Consider the following 17004-nt stretch of genomic DNA (forward strand, 5'->3'; position numbering starts at 1 on the left):
TGAAATCGCTATGATTCCAAAAACTCAAAAAAAATGAAGAATTGCGATTAGATATGATCAATAAAAAACAATAAATATCTATTTATGAAAATTAAAACTAAATTAAATTTAGGAGTTGGATTATTATTTTTATTAATATTTATCCTGACACTAGTTAGTGCCTATTATATTTTTTTAATAAAAAATGACACTGGAAATATTTTGAAAGCTAATTATAATACATTAGAATACTCTCGGAATATGCTGCTTTCATTAGATGAAATAGCGTTTAATGAAAATAAAGCTATTGCAGTTTTTGAAATCAATCTCAAAAAACAAGAAGCAAACATTACAGAAGTAAACGAAGACATACTCACAAAAAAATTAGAATCTAATTTTAATTTATTAAAGCAGAATAAAAGCGCCGAAAAAATAAAAGCTCAAATCCGGCAAAATATTTTCGAGATTATGAGGCTCAATATGAATGCTATAAAAATTAAAAGCGATATTGCAAAACATACTGCCGAAACTGCTAATTTGTGGATTGCCGTTGTGGGTACATTATGCTTTCTGATTGCTTTTAATTTATTAATTAATCTGCCTAATAATATTGCGAATCCCATCAAGGAATTAACAGCAAGTATTAAGGAAATTGCTAATAAAAACTATTCTGAAAGAGTTAATTTCTGGCACCATAATGAATTTGGAGATTTAGCCAAATCGTTCAATACAATGGCTGAAAAACTACAAGAGTATCACAACAGCAACTTGTATAAATTGTCATTTGAAAAGAAACGTTTGGAAACATTAATCAATAATATGCATGATCCTATCATTGGTTTAGATAATCAGGGTGTAATTTTATTTATCAATGATCAAGCGTTGAAAATCATAGGTATGAAACAAGAAGATGTTCTTGGAAAATTAGCAGCAAATCTGGCTTTAACAAATGATTTAATGAAGTCTTTAATCATTAGTGAATCGGATAATTCAAAGGCACATCCAATGAAGATTTTTGCTGATGCCAAAGAAAGTTATTTTGAAAAAGAAATGGTGAATATTACCATCAAACCAACGGGAGAAGACGAGTCTATATCCATTGGCAATGTTATTATTTTAAGAAACATCACTGTTTTTAAAGAATTGGATTTTGCTAAAACAAATTTCATAGCTACAGTTTCCCACGAATTGAAAACTCCTATTTCATCCATAAAAATGAGTTTACAATTATTAGAAAACAAAACCACCGGAATCCTTAATGAAGAGCAGAAACATTTGATTGAGAGTATTAAAGACGATAGTCAGCGGCTCTTAAAAATTACAGGAGAATTATTAGAATTGTCACAGCTCGAAACAGGAAATATCCAGTTGAATATTGAAAAAAGCAATCCTTACGAAATAGTTCATTATGCCACCGAAGCGGTCAAAGTAAAAGCAGAACAAAAACAAATTGAAATTAGTATAGATGCAGAAACCGATTTACCCAATGTAAAAGCAGATGCCGAAAAAACGAGCTGGGTTTTAATTAATTTTTTGACCAATGCTATTACCTACTCTCCAGAGAATAGCGAAATAGTAGTTAAATTGAAACAAATCGACAAACAAATTATTTTTCAGGTTATTGATTCTGGAAAAGGAATTGACAGCCGTTACAAAACCAAGGTTTTCGATAAATATTTTCAGATTCCTGGAAGTAATAAATCTGGAACTGGATTAGGGTTAGCTATCAGTAAAGAATTTATTGAAGCACAAAATGGAACTATTAATGTAGAAAGTGAACTCGGATTGGGCAGCACTTTCAGCATAAGCTTAAATATTGTCTGATAATATTTAAGCTTATCATCCGCAATGTAATAATGAAGATAAACTGCTACTGGAGTTGATACCTTTTTTGAAACAAAAACTTAAGGTAGTCTGTATTTAATCCAGAAAAAACTCATAAGGTGAACGGTTAATTTGTTTGGGAAAAAAAAATAATACTCATTAACTTTATGAATATAAAAAAGGCAAGATCAACATACAGTTTGTAATTTAAGATATCAGCGGTAAAGATGAGTATTTCATTGTGTGAATATCCTGTTCAGAAGTGGTAAAAAGCAACAATATAGACATAGCAGTTTAGGGTTGTTGGGATAAGAACGATAACTGCTATTTCGCTGTTTCGTTCACTATCATTATATGGTTTGGTTCATAAGCTCCAATTATAAGTGATGTCAATACCAAAGAAATAATCCCAAAAATTAATGAGGGTACTTTCACATAATCAATGTATTTAATCGACAATAATCTGTATTTAAACAGATATGTGTTATTTGGTAATAAAAAAAATGTCAAGTGGAAAATAGAGTAGGACAAATAGCTTCTGAAGAGGGTTTTTACTATCCAAAAAAAATGCTGACCAAGGAAACATCTCCGCAAGTAACTCTGCAATCCTAGTAAAATCAGAAATTTCACTTCACTTAATGATATATGGAAGAGGTCTTAAAAAGTTTATGAAAAAGTCGGGAGACTTTTATTGCCTTTACGTTTTTTAAAAATGTTTTAAAAAAGCACAGAAAGTCGGTTGACTTTGCGGAGCTGGGAACTCTTCGAAGAGCGGGTGTTTGCTTCGTTCCTGGCAATGACTTTGATTGCGTATTTACTACCTCTGTTAGTCTCTCCGTGTAGTTTGTCATGCTGACGAAGGAAGCATCTCCGCAAGTAACTCTACAATCCTAGTAAAATCAGAAATTTCACTTCACTTAATGATACCTGGAAGAGTCTTAAAAAGTTTATGGAAAAAGTCGGAAAACTTTTATCGCCTTTACGTTTTTTAAAAATGTTTAAAAAGAATACACAAATTTGGGACTTTGGGGAGCTGTGATTTTTTAATTTAAGTAAATCTTATAACAAATTCAAGAAATGGTATAAATCCTTTACTACTCTAATCCCTAATTTTATAGTATAGAATTCAAGCCAATCTTTAGACTTACTTTTTATAAATAGAAACGAAAATAAAGAAAAATTGTATGCTGCATTTAACTATATGTTATCCTAATTTAAAATAGAATCGATACTTGTTCTAACGAAGATCACGGGTAGTCAGGTTGTTGAAGCAGCTGTAATGGCGTAAGTGCTTTCCACCCGTTCGTACTTACAGTAATGCCTACGTCTCTTTAGAGATCAGTCGCGAAACAATTGAACAAGTATCGATCTTTTTATTCCTAAAAGACCGTTATATTAGTGCGTTTTGCCACCTATCTTAATCATTCTCTTCTTTATATTTTTATCGCTTCTTTTAGGCCACTTAAAATATCTTGTGTTCAGTGTAACAATGGTTTTTCGTATCTGGAATAATAAATTTTGAGTGAAATAAAATTTTCCTGCTTAAGGGAGTAGTCATCTGAGAAGCTTCATTTATTACATCCCCATTCAAAAAGTTACGCAATTGAGACGAACTAAGCAATTCATTCTAGTCTAGTCATTGCGAGGAAGAAGCAATTCAATCCAGTAGGTCATTGCGAGGAACGAAGCAATCCCACTAACGAGGTCAGACTAGTTGAGCAGCAAAAATGAGCAACTTCGTGTAATTGCCACGCTATCGCTCGCAATGACCTGTGCGACAACTACTCCGTCATAATATCCTTAATCTTCTTATACAAATCTTTCCATGTGGGATTCATAGGACGAATCAGATCATTTTTATCCTCTCGCGAACCTGCTTTTATTTGTTTTTCTCTGCCAATTGCGTCGCCAATCCATTGAAATTGTTCGTAATACACGAGTATGTTTAGGTTATATCGAGCCGAGAATGAATTAGGATATCTTTTTTCTTTGTGTTCCAGAATACGTGCTGGCAGGTTAGATGTTACACCAGTGTAAACCACTGTTTGATATTTATTGGTGATGATGTAGATAAAACCTGGTTTCATTGTCTTGTCATTGTGACTATTAGTATTCTTTCTTGTCATTGCGAGGAACGAAGCAATCGCACTAACGAGGTCAGACAAGTTGAGCAGCAAAAATAAGCAACTTCGTGCGATTGCCACGCTATCGCTCGCAATGACTTTACTGCTCTGCTTTTTGCTATTGTAAACGCAGAAGGATTCGAACCTTCGACCGCCTGCTTAGAAGGCAGGTACTCTTTATGTTATAGCCTGTTTGACTAAACTCATAATGTACTCTAGATTCGTAGTGTTATTAACTACTACTTCAAAATCACCATTACCCCAATGTCCCGTTTCAGAAACATCTTTCATTATTCCTTTAGGATCGTCAAGCTGCCTTTTTTTAAGGTTAATAAAAATTTTGATTCCTTTTTTTAAGATAACAATGTCAGCAATATTTTTATTCTTTTTAAAAGCTATGTATAGCTTTTTAGGAACTATTTCAATATCATCTGCCAGAATCAAAATAGCATTCTTGAAATTTTCATATAATGCAATAATTTCTTCAGAAGAGCCATTTAAATGATCCTCCTCTGTATAAACTTTAATCTCATCAGTTACCGATTGGATAACACTATTTTTTTGAGTCAAAGGTTTTATACTTTCGGCTGATTTCGTTTTCTTAATTGGATTAATACTTATCAAATCATTTTCATAGCGTTTTATTTCCCAAAGTTCGATTGCAATGTCTTTGAAGTTAGTTGCTAATCGTTGGTTTTCTGTGAAACTGGGAGACACGAAAACTACTCTTGTTTGCGACCAGTCTATTGTATTGCTATGCAAAGATTTATTTAAAGTTTCATTATAGCACAATACAAAATCTGCTTTATTTTCTAGCAACAAACTCAAATAGGTAAAACCTTGGTCAACCACACTAACGTTTTTATCTCTCTTGTATTCTATAATTATAAAAGCATTCGATTGACTATCATAAGCTAATGTATCAATACGTTTGCCTTTAATACTAAATTCACTTTTTACCATTTCCAACCCTGTAATTTGAAATAGGTTTTGCTCAAACAACGTTTGTATTTCTCTTTCAAGATGGAAAGGTTTTTCATTTAATAGAGACAGGGTAGTGGTATTTTTAGCTTGGTATATATTCATGATTTGTTATTAAAAATAGTACTGTTTAAGAGCCTGTTTAAATTTTATTTTTGAGATTTATTATTAGAGGATTTTTGAGTGAAACTAGGCAGATTTTTATAAAATAGCAGAGCTATTGTATGAAAATTTAACGAAGTTGTAACCAAAAATCATCATAAGAGAGCCAATAAATAAAACTTAAACAGACTCTAAGTATATGAGAACAAGCAATTACTCATAGACATTGTTGTTTTTAGTTATTTTAAATTCTACTCGTCTATTTTTATTTCGACCTTCTTCTGTTTTATTTGATTCTATTGGCTTACTATTACCGTATCCAATCGTTTTTATTCTCGTCAAGCTTATACCTTTATTGCTTAAATATTCTGCTATTGCTTGGGCTCTATCATCAGATAGTCTTTGATTATACTCATCACTTCCAACGTCATCAGTGTGACCAGAAATCAATATTTCAGTACTGTTGTTTTTCTTTAAAAAATTGAATATTCTTTCGAGTTCATCTATGGCATCTTCATTTAAATCAATACTATTTGATTTAAAGTTGATGTTTTCTAAAATATATGTCTTTTCAAGTACTATAGTTTCTTTCTCAATAACTTTATTTATTTTATTCTCAACAATATTGTCCGAATTGGGTTTTATCAAAGTAACAACCTTATTTAATGGCTCTATTGAAACCATATCTATAAAGTAATATGAACAGTTATGAGTTGCATTGCTATTGATTTTTTTCTTTTTAGTTTTTGAATCATTATTAAAATTTCCAATTACAATATAGTTTTCTCCCCCTTTTGCTTTAATTACTTTTGAAACTAAGGTCCAGTTATCTGAATTCGTATAATAGTTTTCATTTTCAATAGAGTGTTTAGAAGAGCTATTTAACCATAAATTTTTTAGTGAATTGTCGGATAAATAATCTGAACTTGGAAGGTTTAATCTTGGATTTGAAAGAATAAAACTTAAGTCACTTAGTGCATACTTGGATTTTTCTGCTAGACAAACATAAAATGACACTTTATAATCTTTGTCCTTTTCTAAAGGACTTTTTATGTGTCCTTGTATGTATTCTCTATAGTTATTCTCAGCGTAAAAGTAACATCCAGCATATTTTTCACCAAATTTAGCAGTTTGGTGTCCATTGTAATTTTCAGGAATGGAAATCATATGATTTTTTGCATTAATATCAAATAAATCTGTTGTGCCATCATTAGGAGTTGACCAGTATTTTACATTTTCATTAAATGCACTAATTGAATCAGGCGTGTATCGAATTTCTTCAAAACTTGGATTTAAAATTAAATTCTGAGAAATTAATTTTAAGGATACAAGCATAAAAACTGTAGTTAATCTAAACAATTTAGTCATTTTTGTTGAGTAAGTTTTTTAATTTAAACGGAAAGTAAATACTTATATTGCGATACTTCTCTTTATAATTAGAAACAGCGTGAGGCGGTTCTGTCACATCTAAGAGCCTGTTTAAATTTTATTTTTGAGATTTATTATTAGATGATTTTTGAGTGAAACTAGGCAGATTTTTATAAAATAGCAGAGCTATTGTATAAAAATTTAACGAAGTTGTAGCCAAAAATCGTCATAAGAGAGCCAATAAATAAAACGTAAACAGGCTCTAAGAATTAAACTTGAAATATTACATATTTGCCCCAACCATTCGTTTCATAGTATCTAAAAAGGCTTGATGAAAAGCCTCATCTTTAGCATACAAGCGATACAAATCCAGTTCTGTTTTTCGTTGTTTCGACATTACTTCATCCAATATTTTTCGGAACGCTAAATCTCGGTTTGCAACATCGGTATTAGCTGCTACTTTAGTTAAATAATCAGGATGTGCCTGAATATATTTACCTAAGGTAACAAACTTAATTCTTTGGTCTTCTGGTGTGGCTTCCCATCCTTGGAACCATTTTTCATTGAAACTATTGATGATTAAATCCAAAGGGTCAATTTCTTCATCACCGCCATGAGCACTTCTTGGATTTGGGTTTTGTGGGTCTAATTCGGTTTCAATTTCATCCAGAACAATGGATTCATTCAATTTTACACGTTCTAAACCGTAGGTGGATAAATCGACTGAATTTAATAATTCGTCTAATGCATCAATACTGCCATCTGTGATTATTAATTTTGGTATTAAAAATTTCAAAAACCAAAAAAGCTTCTCCCAATTAAGTACTTCATAAGGAAGTATCGCTGCCATTTGCCCATAAATTTTTACAAACTGTTTGGCTTTGATTTTAAAGTCAGCTTTTTCACTGTCTTCCAATTGCAGGTCAAAGTTGAATCTGTCAGCCGCAGCATCAATTATGGGACTTAATTCCTGAGTATTTACTTTATTGAAATATTTAGTTACAAAATCTTCTACTTCAAACCATTCGTAAACACCAACTTCGTCCAGAACACCTTTTATTTCATGCAGTACATTTACATCTGTAGCACTGTTTAAAGAAGTCGCGGTGTAAAACGGGTCAAATGCTGTTTTTATATCATCAACTGAATTAAAGAAATCCAATACAAATAAATCTTCTGTTTTCTTTCCTAATTTATCTGCAGCACGATTCAATCGGGATAAGGCTTGTACCGCCAAAACACCTTGCAGTTTTTTATCAACGTACATAGCCGTTAGCTTGGGCTGGTCAAAACCTGTCAGGTATTTATTGGCAACCACTAACATTTTAAATTCATCATCACCAAACTTATCACGCGTGTCTTTTTCGGGAAAACCATTCAAAGCATCTTCTGAATATTCTATGCCATCAACCGTTTTTTTTCCTGAAAATGCAATAGCAATTTGAAAAGGATTTCCTTTGTCTTTCAATATGCTTTTTAAAGCAGAATAATATTTAATAGCCGATTCAATGCTTTGAGTCACTACCATTGCTTTCGCTTTGCCTTTCAATTTCTTTTTATTAATGATATTGGCAATAAAATGCTCAAACATTATTTCGGCTTTCGTGGCAATGGTTTGCTTGTCTCGTTCTACATAAGCACGTAATTTCTTTTGTGCTTTTGCGGTGTCAAATAGCGGATTGTCTTCAATAGATTTTTCTATTTCATAGTAGCTTTTGTAGGTGGTGTAGTTGGCCAGAACATCCAAAATAAACCCTTCTTCAATCGCTTGTTTCATAGAGTATAAATGAAACGGTTTGAAAGATCCATCTTCTTGTAAAACTCCAAATTTCTCTATAGTGATGGGCTTTGGTGTGGCGGTAAAAGCCAGATACGAAGCATTACCCCGCATTTTTCTGGAACGCATGGCTTCAATAATTTTATCTTGTGGGTCTTCGTCTTCCTCTTCATTACTGGCTTTACCCATGGCACGATTCATATTATCAGCAGCCGAACCGCCTTGACTGCTATGCGCTTCATCAATAATTACAGCAAAGCGTTTGTCGCTTAAATCGGCAATACCATCAATGATGAAAGGAAATTTTTGAATGGTTGTAATGATAATGCGTTTGCCGCTTTCTAAACTTTCTTTTAATTCTTTTGAAGAGTAGGCAGGAGCCACAATATTTTTTACTTCTGAGAATTCTTTGATGTTGTCCCGAAGTTGTTTGTCTAATAATCGCCTGTCAGTAACAACAATTACTGAATCAAACAAGGGATTGGATATTCCTTTACTGCCTGGAATCGTATCACTTTCAGGATAGGTTTCTATCAGCTGATAGGCTGCCCAGGTAATCGAATTTGATTTTCCGGAACCTGCCGAATGCTGAATCAAATAGTTTTGTCCAACGCCATTTTTACTTGCATCGACAATAATTCGCCGCACCACATTCATTTGATGGTAACGCGGAAAGAATAAATTACGTTTGCTCAATCCGTCTTTTTCTGTACCATCAAAACGCACAAAATGCTGGATGATATTGGCCACGCTTTCGCGTGTTAAAACCTCATCCCATAAATAAGAAGTTTTATGCCCAAAAGGATTTGGCGGATTGCCTTTACCGTAATTATGTCCTAAATTGAAGGGCAGAAAAAAAGTATTAGTGCCGTCTAGTTTGGTCGTCATATACACTTCATCGGTATCGACTGCAAAATGCACGATGCAGCGCCCAAAGTTTAATAAAGGCTGGGTTATATCTCTTTTAGTTTTGTATTGGTTTTGACCGTGAACTTTGGCGTTTTGTCCTGTCCAGTGGTTTTTGAGTTCCATCGTCGCAATGGGTAAACCATTGACAAAAATAACCATATCAATTTCTTCTCTCGGATTGAGTACCGAATACCTAATTTGACGAGAAACACTAAACTCATTGTTCTCAAAATTGGCTTTTGCCGAAGCACTGCTACTGGGCAAAGGCAAGACATATAATAAAGTAAAATGGGCATCATCGACTTCCAACCCTTTGCGAAGCAAACGCAAAATGCCGTATTTTTTAACCAAACGATCCAAGCGCTCCAGAATTTTGAGTTTCCAGTCATTTTGCTTTTGCAATTTGGCTAACTCCTCGGCTTGAGTAGTTTCCAGAAAATGCCAAAAACGAACCTCATCAATAGCGTATTTGGCATTGAAGTCATTGGCGTAGCCAATGTAATAGCCATTGCCCGAACGGTACAATTCCTTACGCTCTTGTATATTTCCTTCTTGTTTTAGTTCTTCGAGCGAACTACCTGTTAGTTTTTTTTCTATAGCAGATTCTAGAGCTTGTTCGTTGGTTTGGCTAGGCATAGTATTATTCTTTAGACCAGTTTAATAAATTTTCAATAATCAAATTTTGATTTTTAATATTTTTATGAATCCATAACATTTTGTCATCCTTTTCTCGGAAATTAGTTCTAAAATACTGAAATATAACTCCATCAGTAAAAAAGGTTTTATATCCTGAAGTAGAAGCAAAAGCACCAAAATTCCATCCGAAATCCCAGTTCCATTTAGGAGCATTTATGATAATTGAATTAAATTGTAAAATGTAATAAATATAGATTTGTTTCTTGAATGACTTTTCATTTATAATATCATCCGCTGTTTTGTAAGTTTGAATAAATTTTTTTTGTACATGTATTAAAAATTCTTTTAACCCTATTGTATTTAATCCTTGTTTAGTAGAGATTAATTGTAAAAATCCTTCTTGTTTATGCCAATTACCAATATAACTAATTCTGTCAAATGATTCAGTGTACACATCTGTAGCAATTAAATTCCCCCATATATAATGTTTCTTTTGAATAAATTCCTCAAAGATGATTAGTTTTTCCTCAAAATCATCAAGGTTAAATTGATTACTAATTATATGTGGATTGCTAAATTCAATTAAATGTATTATTGAACCCTCATTTTGCTCATTATCTTCAGCTCTCCAAAAAAGATCTTCTGTCCTGAAGCGATTTTCAGATTTTTTTATAATTTGAAGTTTCTTTCTTTCTTCTTTATTTAAAATTGAAACAGATATACCTTTTAAATCTAGAATATCAGTAATATCACTATTGCTACTTAAATTCCCAATGAATTTTATTGCATTAATCGTCAGTAAACTTGATGCTTTCATAATTGTAGCATCACTTCTGAGGTTATAAAAAAAACGAATTACTCGAAATAACTTAACTGAATCAATAGTCCCATCTAATTCTATTCTATTTTTACAATAGTATAAAATTGGCAAAAGGCGAAAACTATCTATTTGAATAATACTATTATTGTTATCTACTGGACATAACCATTGTTTTTCAATTAAATTGAAGTTAGAATAAGTAGAGTAATTTGATTTTAATTTTTCCATTTCGTTAGGAAACGACTCAAATAAATATTTTAAAGCCCTAAAATAATAATCAATTTCATCTAAACTTAAATATTTAGCATCTAATTTTTTTCCTTTTCCCCATTTTATAATTGCAATAATATCTTTTTTATCTAAGGAATCTTCGTTGTCATCATCTATAATAACCTCTTGAATTTCAGTCATTTTTATTATCTGAATCCATCTTAAAAATTCATTAAATCCTTCATCGGCAGTAATTTCATTATTAGATTTATCTCTATTTTTCCAAAAGAAATCTTGCCATATTTCCCACTTTTCGCCCCATTCTAAAGGATTTGACTTTACTAAATCAGTGTCAAACAATTTAGCTCTAATAGTTTCATTATCCGCTAACTGCTGACCTCTAGAGTTCATAGTTATATAGAGCTCTTCACCTTGTGAAGTCTCCTCTGTTTTAAAATGCCAAAATTTAATTTGCGTTTTTACAAATTCATAATATGAATTAGAATCATTTTCAAAATGGGAATTAAGTTTATTGAATACTCCCGATTTCTCATTTGTTTTTTGCCCAACAATTGCATTTACTGTAACATCATTATCATAGTTGGATAAAAACCAATTCTTATTTCTTATATTTAATAAATCATCAACAGATTTTGCATTACTAAGTAAATCAATAAAAAAATTATGTGTTAATGTCCTTACTCTATAATCAAATGCAATTTGTTCAATATCTTTGTTAAACCTAAAAGTAGATATAAAATCTTTTTGTTTTCCTTCTTTAATTGATAGATAATATAGTATTAAAAATAATGTTGTAAACCTTTGCTGTCCATCGATTAAATATAAATCATCGTTACGATCATTAAAAACATAATAACCGGGTCTATATGAATATAAAAAACCAATATTTATAGGACTTGACTTACTCAATAAGCAATCAAGAATATTATTTAAACTTTTTCTAGTAGTTTCATCGCTTGTTGTATCAACTAATTTTTTAATTGTTTCAATCTCAGAGACTGTAGCTTCATCTATTTTGTTGTTTAGTTTAAATCCTTCTGTAATATCTTGAATAAAAGTATCTAGTATTCCATAATCATTAAAACCCCACACATATTCTCGTTGAATTTCAGGAACAATCAAATTATAATTATTCATTAATTGCTCAACAGATACTTCTTGCATTGATTTTACTGTACTCATGGTTTTTGTATGTTAAAAAAGTTTTCTATTGTTTTAGAAATAAATTTCGCATTAGATTCTATATCTATGTTAGTCCAATGTTCATAATCTTTATTCTCATCTTTGTCGTCATTAAAGTTTCTAACAAAAACGCTAAATGTATGCGGTTGTATAAAATTACCATCATTGTAAAATGAAATAATTCTAGCCCTTTTATCAGCATATTTTGAATTACTTATGCTTCTGTTGAGCGAAGAATATAATAGGACTAGGTTTCCAACAGAATTAATTTTGAAAGAGCTTGTTTGTTCTTTAATGAATAAGATGATTTTTTCTTGATATTTTTCATCATTTTTTTTAGAATCAAAATCCTTCAAATCAAATTGTTTGTTTTTTCCAACATAAGTTTTATTTAAAAATGCTATATATTCTTTTTGCTTCTCAACTTCTTTTGGATTTTGCGGAAAAATGTGCTCAATATCATTGCTTTTTTTAGTAAAAGCAAAATGAGGTAAAAAATTATGATTTTCTTTTAATGAATATATCACATCCATTAAAACTAATGTCTGAACAAGTTTTTCTGGATTGTCATAATACCAATTGACATTACTATCAGTAAAATTGATTAGTTCATTGTCAATTGAAACTACTTCTAGCATTAATCCTTTAAGTTTTTCAATAAATTGATCTCTAGTTGTACATTTTTCCCAAAGATTCCAAACTGTATTAAAATTAAATGTTTTATTAGATTTATGATTAAACAAATATCCCAAAAAATGGTATATTTTTCGATCATTAAACCAATCTTGTAAAGTGCTGTGGAGTTTTACGATTTCTTTATATAATCCTAATGCATCGTTATTGTGCTTCTCTATTAGTTCAAGAGTTAATTTTTTATCTCCTTTTTTTTCAGCAAATAATAAATATAAATTATTTATTGGATATTTTTTTTCGTCAAAAAGTTTATTACTAACACCTATTTCTTCTGATTTAACATTTACAAAATTTGAAAAATATTGTTTAACATCATCACGACTCCACCAATTATTTATCTGATCTAATTCCCATCCAATTTTTACTCTTCTTTCGTTTACTCGAACTATATTTTTTATATCACTTTCTCTTTTTCCTTCTTCATTAGCAACACGAGTTATTAAAATCGCTCTTACTAAATCTGCTCCATCCAAAGGCACACGTTTAGAATTAAGATTTCCAAATATTTTTTCTTCGCTTGTCGTGCCTTCTACTTTATTTATAATTAATTTTACAGAGTTTAGTAATTTTTCGGTATAAATAACTACATCAAAAGTAGGCTCATTTCTTTGCTTTTCATCAAACCAAATTTCAATTGCTTCGTATACTCTATAGATATGATAAATATCTTGATGATCATAATTTTCATTTTTTTTAGTAAAACCTTCCCAACTATTTTCTGGAAATGAAGCTAATGTGTTCGTTATTATTTTATTCAAAAAACTGTTAGTCTCTTTTCTTATTGAGTTTTCAGGAAAACGTACTTTATTAAAGACTAATTCTTTTTTGTTTAAATAAGATAAAAGAATAGTTAGAGTGGTTAATCGCTGTTGTCCGTCTATTACATTAAAATAGTTCTCTTTTTCTACAATTGTAATGTTTTGCAAACAATAAAATTTATCGTTTGCGTGCTTAAAATTATCTATATCTTCGAGTAATTTTTGAACGTTTTTAGGTTCCCACTTATAACCTCTTTGATAATGTGGAATATTATAATATTCCTTTTTAAGTTCTTTTAAATAACCATCTTCTGAAAAAACTTCTTCAACACTATATAATAATTGACTCATTTTGTTATTTTAAATTGTCTGTCCTATGGATTACTATTCTCAAACTAGGATCCCATTTTGCTTCTCTTTTGGCAATTGAGATACGATTATTGTCTATAATATCATTATCTATGTCTTTTTCATTATCTATATCTTTCTCACTTTTTTCTTCTTCTTCTTCTTCTTCTTTATCAACTAGCGTAATTAATTTAAAATTTATATCAGATTCTTTAATTTCTTCTAAGGCGTAAAGTGTTTTTCCTTCAGTTTTATGATAACAGCATGTTAATACCCTCCATGGTTCAGCAAACGAATGATGAAAATCCGCAAATTTTGCTTTGATGAAATTACCTCTTGTATTTGTTCTACTTGCAATCCTAATAACATCTTTGGTTTTAACTATAGAGCAACCAAATTGAGATTCAGAAAAAGTGCTTTCACATCTATCAGTACCTGAATAATTGTAGGTACCTTTTCCGTCACCATTATATAGTAAATAGTAACTTTCACATCCAGAAATTCCTTCAAGTAATAAAAGTTTATCCCACTGTAAATCACCACCGCTTACATATCGTAATTTATCATATTCACCGCTTGTTTTTAAAATTTTAGCTTGCAAGGCAAACCATTTATATTCATTAAGGTTTGTTTCAACAAATAAATCGATATCATTTCCATACGTTTTCTCATCAACAGCTTTTTTTGTATAGACATCAAAGTTTGTTAAACTTTTATTGTATTGTAAAATTTCGACCATTATATCAGAAGTGATTCCAATTTCAGACAAATTAATATTTACTTCATGCGCCCTACTTATTTTTTTCCATAATTTTTCAGCTATCTCTTCAAACAACTTACACCTTGCTGATGTACTTAATAAGCTCATATCCTTATTTTTTTTTTATTTTAACTTACCCTCACTTTCCCCGTTACGACCCCATCTATCAAACTCATTTTATACTCCTTCAACTTCTCAATCTCTTGCTCTTTTAACGAAATGGCTGTGGAGATTTTGGTATTAGCGGTTTCTATATATTCAATAATTTGCTTTTGTTCTTCATATCCACAATGTACTACAGTTAATCTACCGATATCAGTGCTATTAATTGCGGGATAACTCATTCCTTTTGAATTTACAGTTACTTGTTCTGTAAAAGCATCGCTTCTTACGAAGTTGCCCAAAAATTCTGGATAGATAAATTCTTTAGGTTGTAATACTGCAAAGCCTGTTGAATAAATATACTTAGATTTAATTTCATCAATAAAATCAATGGCTTTTAAATATGTTCTAACAGTCGATATAATTGTATCTCCTGTTTTTGCAATTCTTCTTGCTCTTGAGGGCGCATTTTTGAATGTATATTCTTCAATATTACATATTCCCTTTTCTATACTCACGCTACCAATATCAACATATTTAAATTCAAAGTTTTTATTAGTGTTTTCAGGTAATGAGTTTAAATTTATTGAGCAAATATCTTTCAACCTCTTTACCTCCCAATGCTCCGGAATCTCCCCAATCCATTCCACACCGCTGTCTTTTAGTTTTACATCAGGATTTATTCCTTGTGTAACGGCTTTGTGAATGAGTATTTGCCTGCGTTCTTTGAGTAATTCAATTTGTTGTTGCTTGATGGCAATGGCTTGGTCAATCTTGGCGGTCTTGTCGTCCAAAAATTGAGCAATGTCAGTTTGTTCTTTTAAAGATGGAATTAAAAAAGGAATTTGTTTCATTCGCTCTTTTGATAAGTCCCATTGGCCAATCCTTACGCCATCAGAAGCAGAACCAAAAAAAGAAACATATAATTTACTTCTAATAGCTAAATGAAAATATTCAGGTGTCATTTTTTTATCCAAATCAAAAATAAAATAAGCAGGACTAACAATTCCATCATAATCAGAAATTCCATAAGAACCTTGCCAAGCTTTCATTTTGTTCATTCCAAATTGTCCTTTCAAAAGAACTTTATAATTTGATAAATCATCTGGAATGAAATTATGATTTGCTCCTTCATCTTCTAAATCTCTCAAAATAACTCCTTTTTCTCTTGTTATCGATAATAGGGATAAATCAGTTCTATTATTTGTAGAAATTGGATTTAACAAAACTCCTAATCTTGATAACTCCCAATGCTCAGGAATATCCCCCAGCCATTCCACTCCCGAAGGTTTGTAACTAGAATAGGTTTGTAATTTTGTAATGGTATTATTCATCAGAGGTATCGGTTCGGTTTAGTAATTCGTTTTCAATTTCTTCAATGGTCGGCAAACTGCTTTTTAGTTCTTCGGGTAGGATTTCGGTAAACAAAAATTCGCTAATGCCTATAGGCTTGTTGATGTCCCGTAAGGCAAATTCGGCTTCGATATTGTTTTTGTCTCGGCACAATAGTATTCCTATGGTCGGTTTGTCATCGTCTTGTTTCAAAAGCGTATCGACTGCCGAGAGATAAAAATTCATTTTTCCTGTATATTCGGGGATAAAAGCGGTGTTTTTTAATTCAACCACTACATAACATTTCAGTTTGATGTGGTAGAACAGTAAATCTAAAAAGTATTCTTTTTCGCCAATTTCGAGTGGGTATTGCTGTCCTACAAAAGCAAAACCTTTGCCAAGCTCCAATAAGAATTTAGAGATTTGTGTGACCAATTGTTTTTCTAAATCACGCTCTTTCATTTTTGGAAACATCGTTACGAAATCGAAAACATAAGGATCTTTTAGCGTTTGCTGTGCCAAATCGGACAGCGGTTCTGGCAGGGTATTTTTGAAATTGGTTATCGATTTTCCTTGTCTTGCAAATAATTGCGATTTGATTTGCAGGGCTAAAGTTTCTCTTCCCCACGCATTCTCTATAGTTTGTTGGGCATAAAATTGAACCACTTTATTGTCCTTTACCTTATCGATAATAAGTTTGATATGTCCCCAAGGAATTTGTTTTAGCAGTGAAAATAAATAGTCGTCCCCAGCTTGAGGACTAATTATATTTAATTCGTCCCCAACTTGAGGACTATTTGTAAATTGAAGATAGAACAATTTACAATATTTAAGATTTGTAACAGAAAACCCTTTCATTTCAGGGAATTCCACTTTTAAGTCTTTTGAAATTTGGTCTAATAATTTACTTCCCCACGGAGATGTTTTTTGTTTTTCGGCAATCATTTTGCCTAATTCCCAATAAAATGACACTAAATGCGCATTCAATGCCAATGTCGCTTTTATTTGAGACGAACGGATTTTTGATTTTAATTCAAAGAGCCATTGTTTGTATTCGTTGTCTAGTATTTGCATCCTGA

10 protein-coding genes are annotated in these 17004 nt (G+C 31.3%); 1 reads left to right on the forward strand and 9 read right to left on the reverse strand.

From position 1 onward, the window contains the following. Positions 1 to 84: 84 nt before the first annotated feature. Complete coding sequence (locus OZP07_RS10170; protein WP_281638266.1) at positions 85 to 1803, forward strand: ATP-binding protein; 1719 nt, start codon at positions 85 to 87, stop codon at positions 1801 to 1803. Between the two features lie 1781 nt (positions 1804 to 3584). On the opposite strand, the gene OZP07_RS10175 is transcribed toward OZP07_RS10170, so the two are convergent. The 9 genes from OZP07_RS10175 to OZP07_RS10215 form a co-directional block, all read right to left on the reverse strand. Then, complete coding sequence (locus tag OZP07_RS10175; protein WP_432419554.1) at positions 3585 to 3929, reverse strand: GIY-YIG nuclease family protein; 345 nt, start codon at positions 3927 to 3929, stop codon at positions 3585 to 3587. A 174-nt stretch (positions 3930 to 4103) separates the two neighbouring features. Further along, positions 4104 to 5012, reverse strand: a complete 909-nt coding sequence (locus OZP07_RS10180) for a DUF5655 domain-containing protein (RefSeq protein ID WP_281638267.1) — start codon at positions 5010 to 5012, stop codon at positions 4104 to 4106. 210 nt (positions 5013 to 5222) lie between these two features. Further along, positions 5223 to 6377 carry an OmpA family protein gene (locus OZP07_RS10185; RefSeq protein WP_281638268.1) on the reverse strand — a complete coding sequence of 385 codons (1155 nt, stop codon included), beginning with the start codon at positions 6375 to 6377 and terminating at the stop codon, positions 5223 to 5225. Positions 6378 to 6660: 283 nt separating this feature from the next. Further along, the gene (locus OZP07_RS10190; protein ID WP_281638269.1) at positions 6661 to 9699 is read right to left on the reverse strand and encodes a type I restriction endonuclease subunit R; all 3039 of its coding nucleotides are present in this window, start codon (positions 9697 to 9699) and stop codon (positions 6661 to 6663) included. A 4-nt stretch (positions 9700 to 9703) separates the two neighbouring features. After that, the gene (locus OZP07_RS10195; RefSeq protein ID WP_281638270.1) at positions 9704 to 11932 is read right to left on the reverse strand and encodes a DUF262 domain-containing protein; all 2229 of its coding nucleotides are present in this window, start codon (positions 11930 to 11932) and stop codon (positions 9704 to 9706) included. Next, the gene (locus OZP07_RS10200) at positions 11929 to 13734 is read right to left on the reverse strand and encodes a DUF262 domain-containing protein (RefSeq protein WP_281638271.1); all 1806 of its coding nucleotides are present in this window, start codon (positions 13732 to 13734) and stop codon (positions 11929 to 11931) included. Before OZP07_RS10200 ends, OZP07_RS10195 begins: the two co-directional genes overlap by 4 nt. A gap of 4 nt (positions 13735 to 13738) precedes the next feature. Further along, positions 13739 to 14599 carry a DUF6615 family protein gene (locus tag OZP07_RS10205; protein ID WP_281638272.1) on the reverse strand — a complete coding sequence of 287 codons (861 nt, stop codon included), beginning with the start codon at positions 14597 to 14599 and terminating at the stop codon, positions 13739 to 13741. 20 nt (positions 14600 to 14619) lie between these two features. Then, positions 14620 to 15927 (reverse strand): restriction endonuclease subunit S, encoded by a 1308-nt coding sequence (locus OZP07_RS10210; protein ID WP_281638273.1) that lies wholly within the window; start codon positions 15925 to 15927, stop codon positions 14620 to 14622. Further along, positions 15920 to 16999, reverse strand: coding sequence for a PDDEXK nuclease domain-containing protein (locus tag OZP07_RS10215; RefSeq protein ID WP_281638274.1), 1080 nt, complete (start codon positions 16997 to 16999; stop codon positions 15920 to 15922). Before OZP07_RS10215 ends, OZP07_RS10210 begins: the two co-directional genes overlap by 8 nt. Positions 17000 to 17004: the final 5 nt, after the last annotated feature.

This window comes from Flavobacterium marginilacus (genome assembly GCF_026870155.1).
GTDB lineage: Bacteria > Bacteroidota > Bacteroidia > Flavobacteriales > Flavobacteriaceae > Flavobacterium > Flavobacterium marginilacus.

Bases quoted from the DNA above. Each gene is read 5' to 3' on its own strand.
- OZP07_RS10170 (WP_281638266.1), top strand. From the start codon at position 85: ATGAAAATTAAAACTAAATTAAATTTAGGAGTTGGATTATTATTTTTA.
- OZP07_RS10175 (WP_432419554.1), bottom strand. From the start codon at position 3,929: ATGACAAGAAAGAATACTAATAGTCACAATGACAAGACAATGAAACCA.
- OZP07_RS10180 (WP_281638267.1), bottom strand. From the start codon at position 5,012: ATGAATATATACCAAGCTAAAAATACCACTACCCTGTCTCTATTAAAT.
- OZP07_RS10185 (WP_281638268.1), bottom strand. From the start codon at position 6,377: ATGACTAAATTGTTTAGATTAACTACAGTTTTTATGCTTGTATCCTTA.
- OZP07_RS10190 (WP_281638269.1), bottom strand. From the start codon at position 9,699: ATGCCTAGCCAAACCAACGAACAAGCTCTAGAATCTGCTATAGAAAAA.
- OZP07_RS10195 (WP_281638270.1), bottom strand. From the start codon at position 11,932: ATGAGTACAGTAAAATCAATGCAAGAAGTATCTGTTGAGCAATTAATG.
- OZP07_RS10200 (WP_281638271.1), bottom strand. From the start codon at position 13,734: ATGAGTCAATTATTATATAGTGTTGAAGAAGTTTTTTCAGAAGATGGT.
- OZP07_RS10205 (WP_281638272.1), bottom strand. From the start codon at position 14,599: ATGAGCTTATTAAGTACATCAGCAAGGTGTAAGTTGTTTGAAGAGATA.
- OZP07_RS10210 (WP_281638273.1), bottom strand. From the start codon at position 15,927: ATGAATAATACCATTACAAAATTACAAACCTATTCTAGTTACAAACCT.
- OZP07_RS10215 (WP_281638274.1), bottom strand. From the start codon at position 16,999: ATGCAAATACTAGACAACGAATACAAACAATGGCTCTTTGAATTAAAA.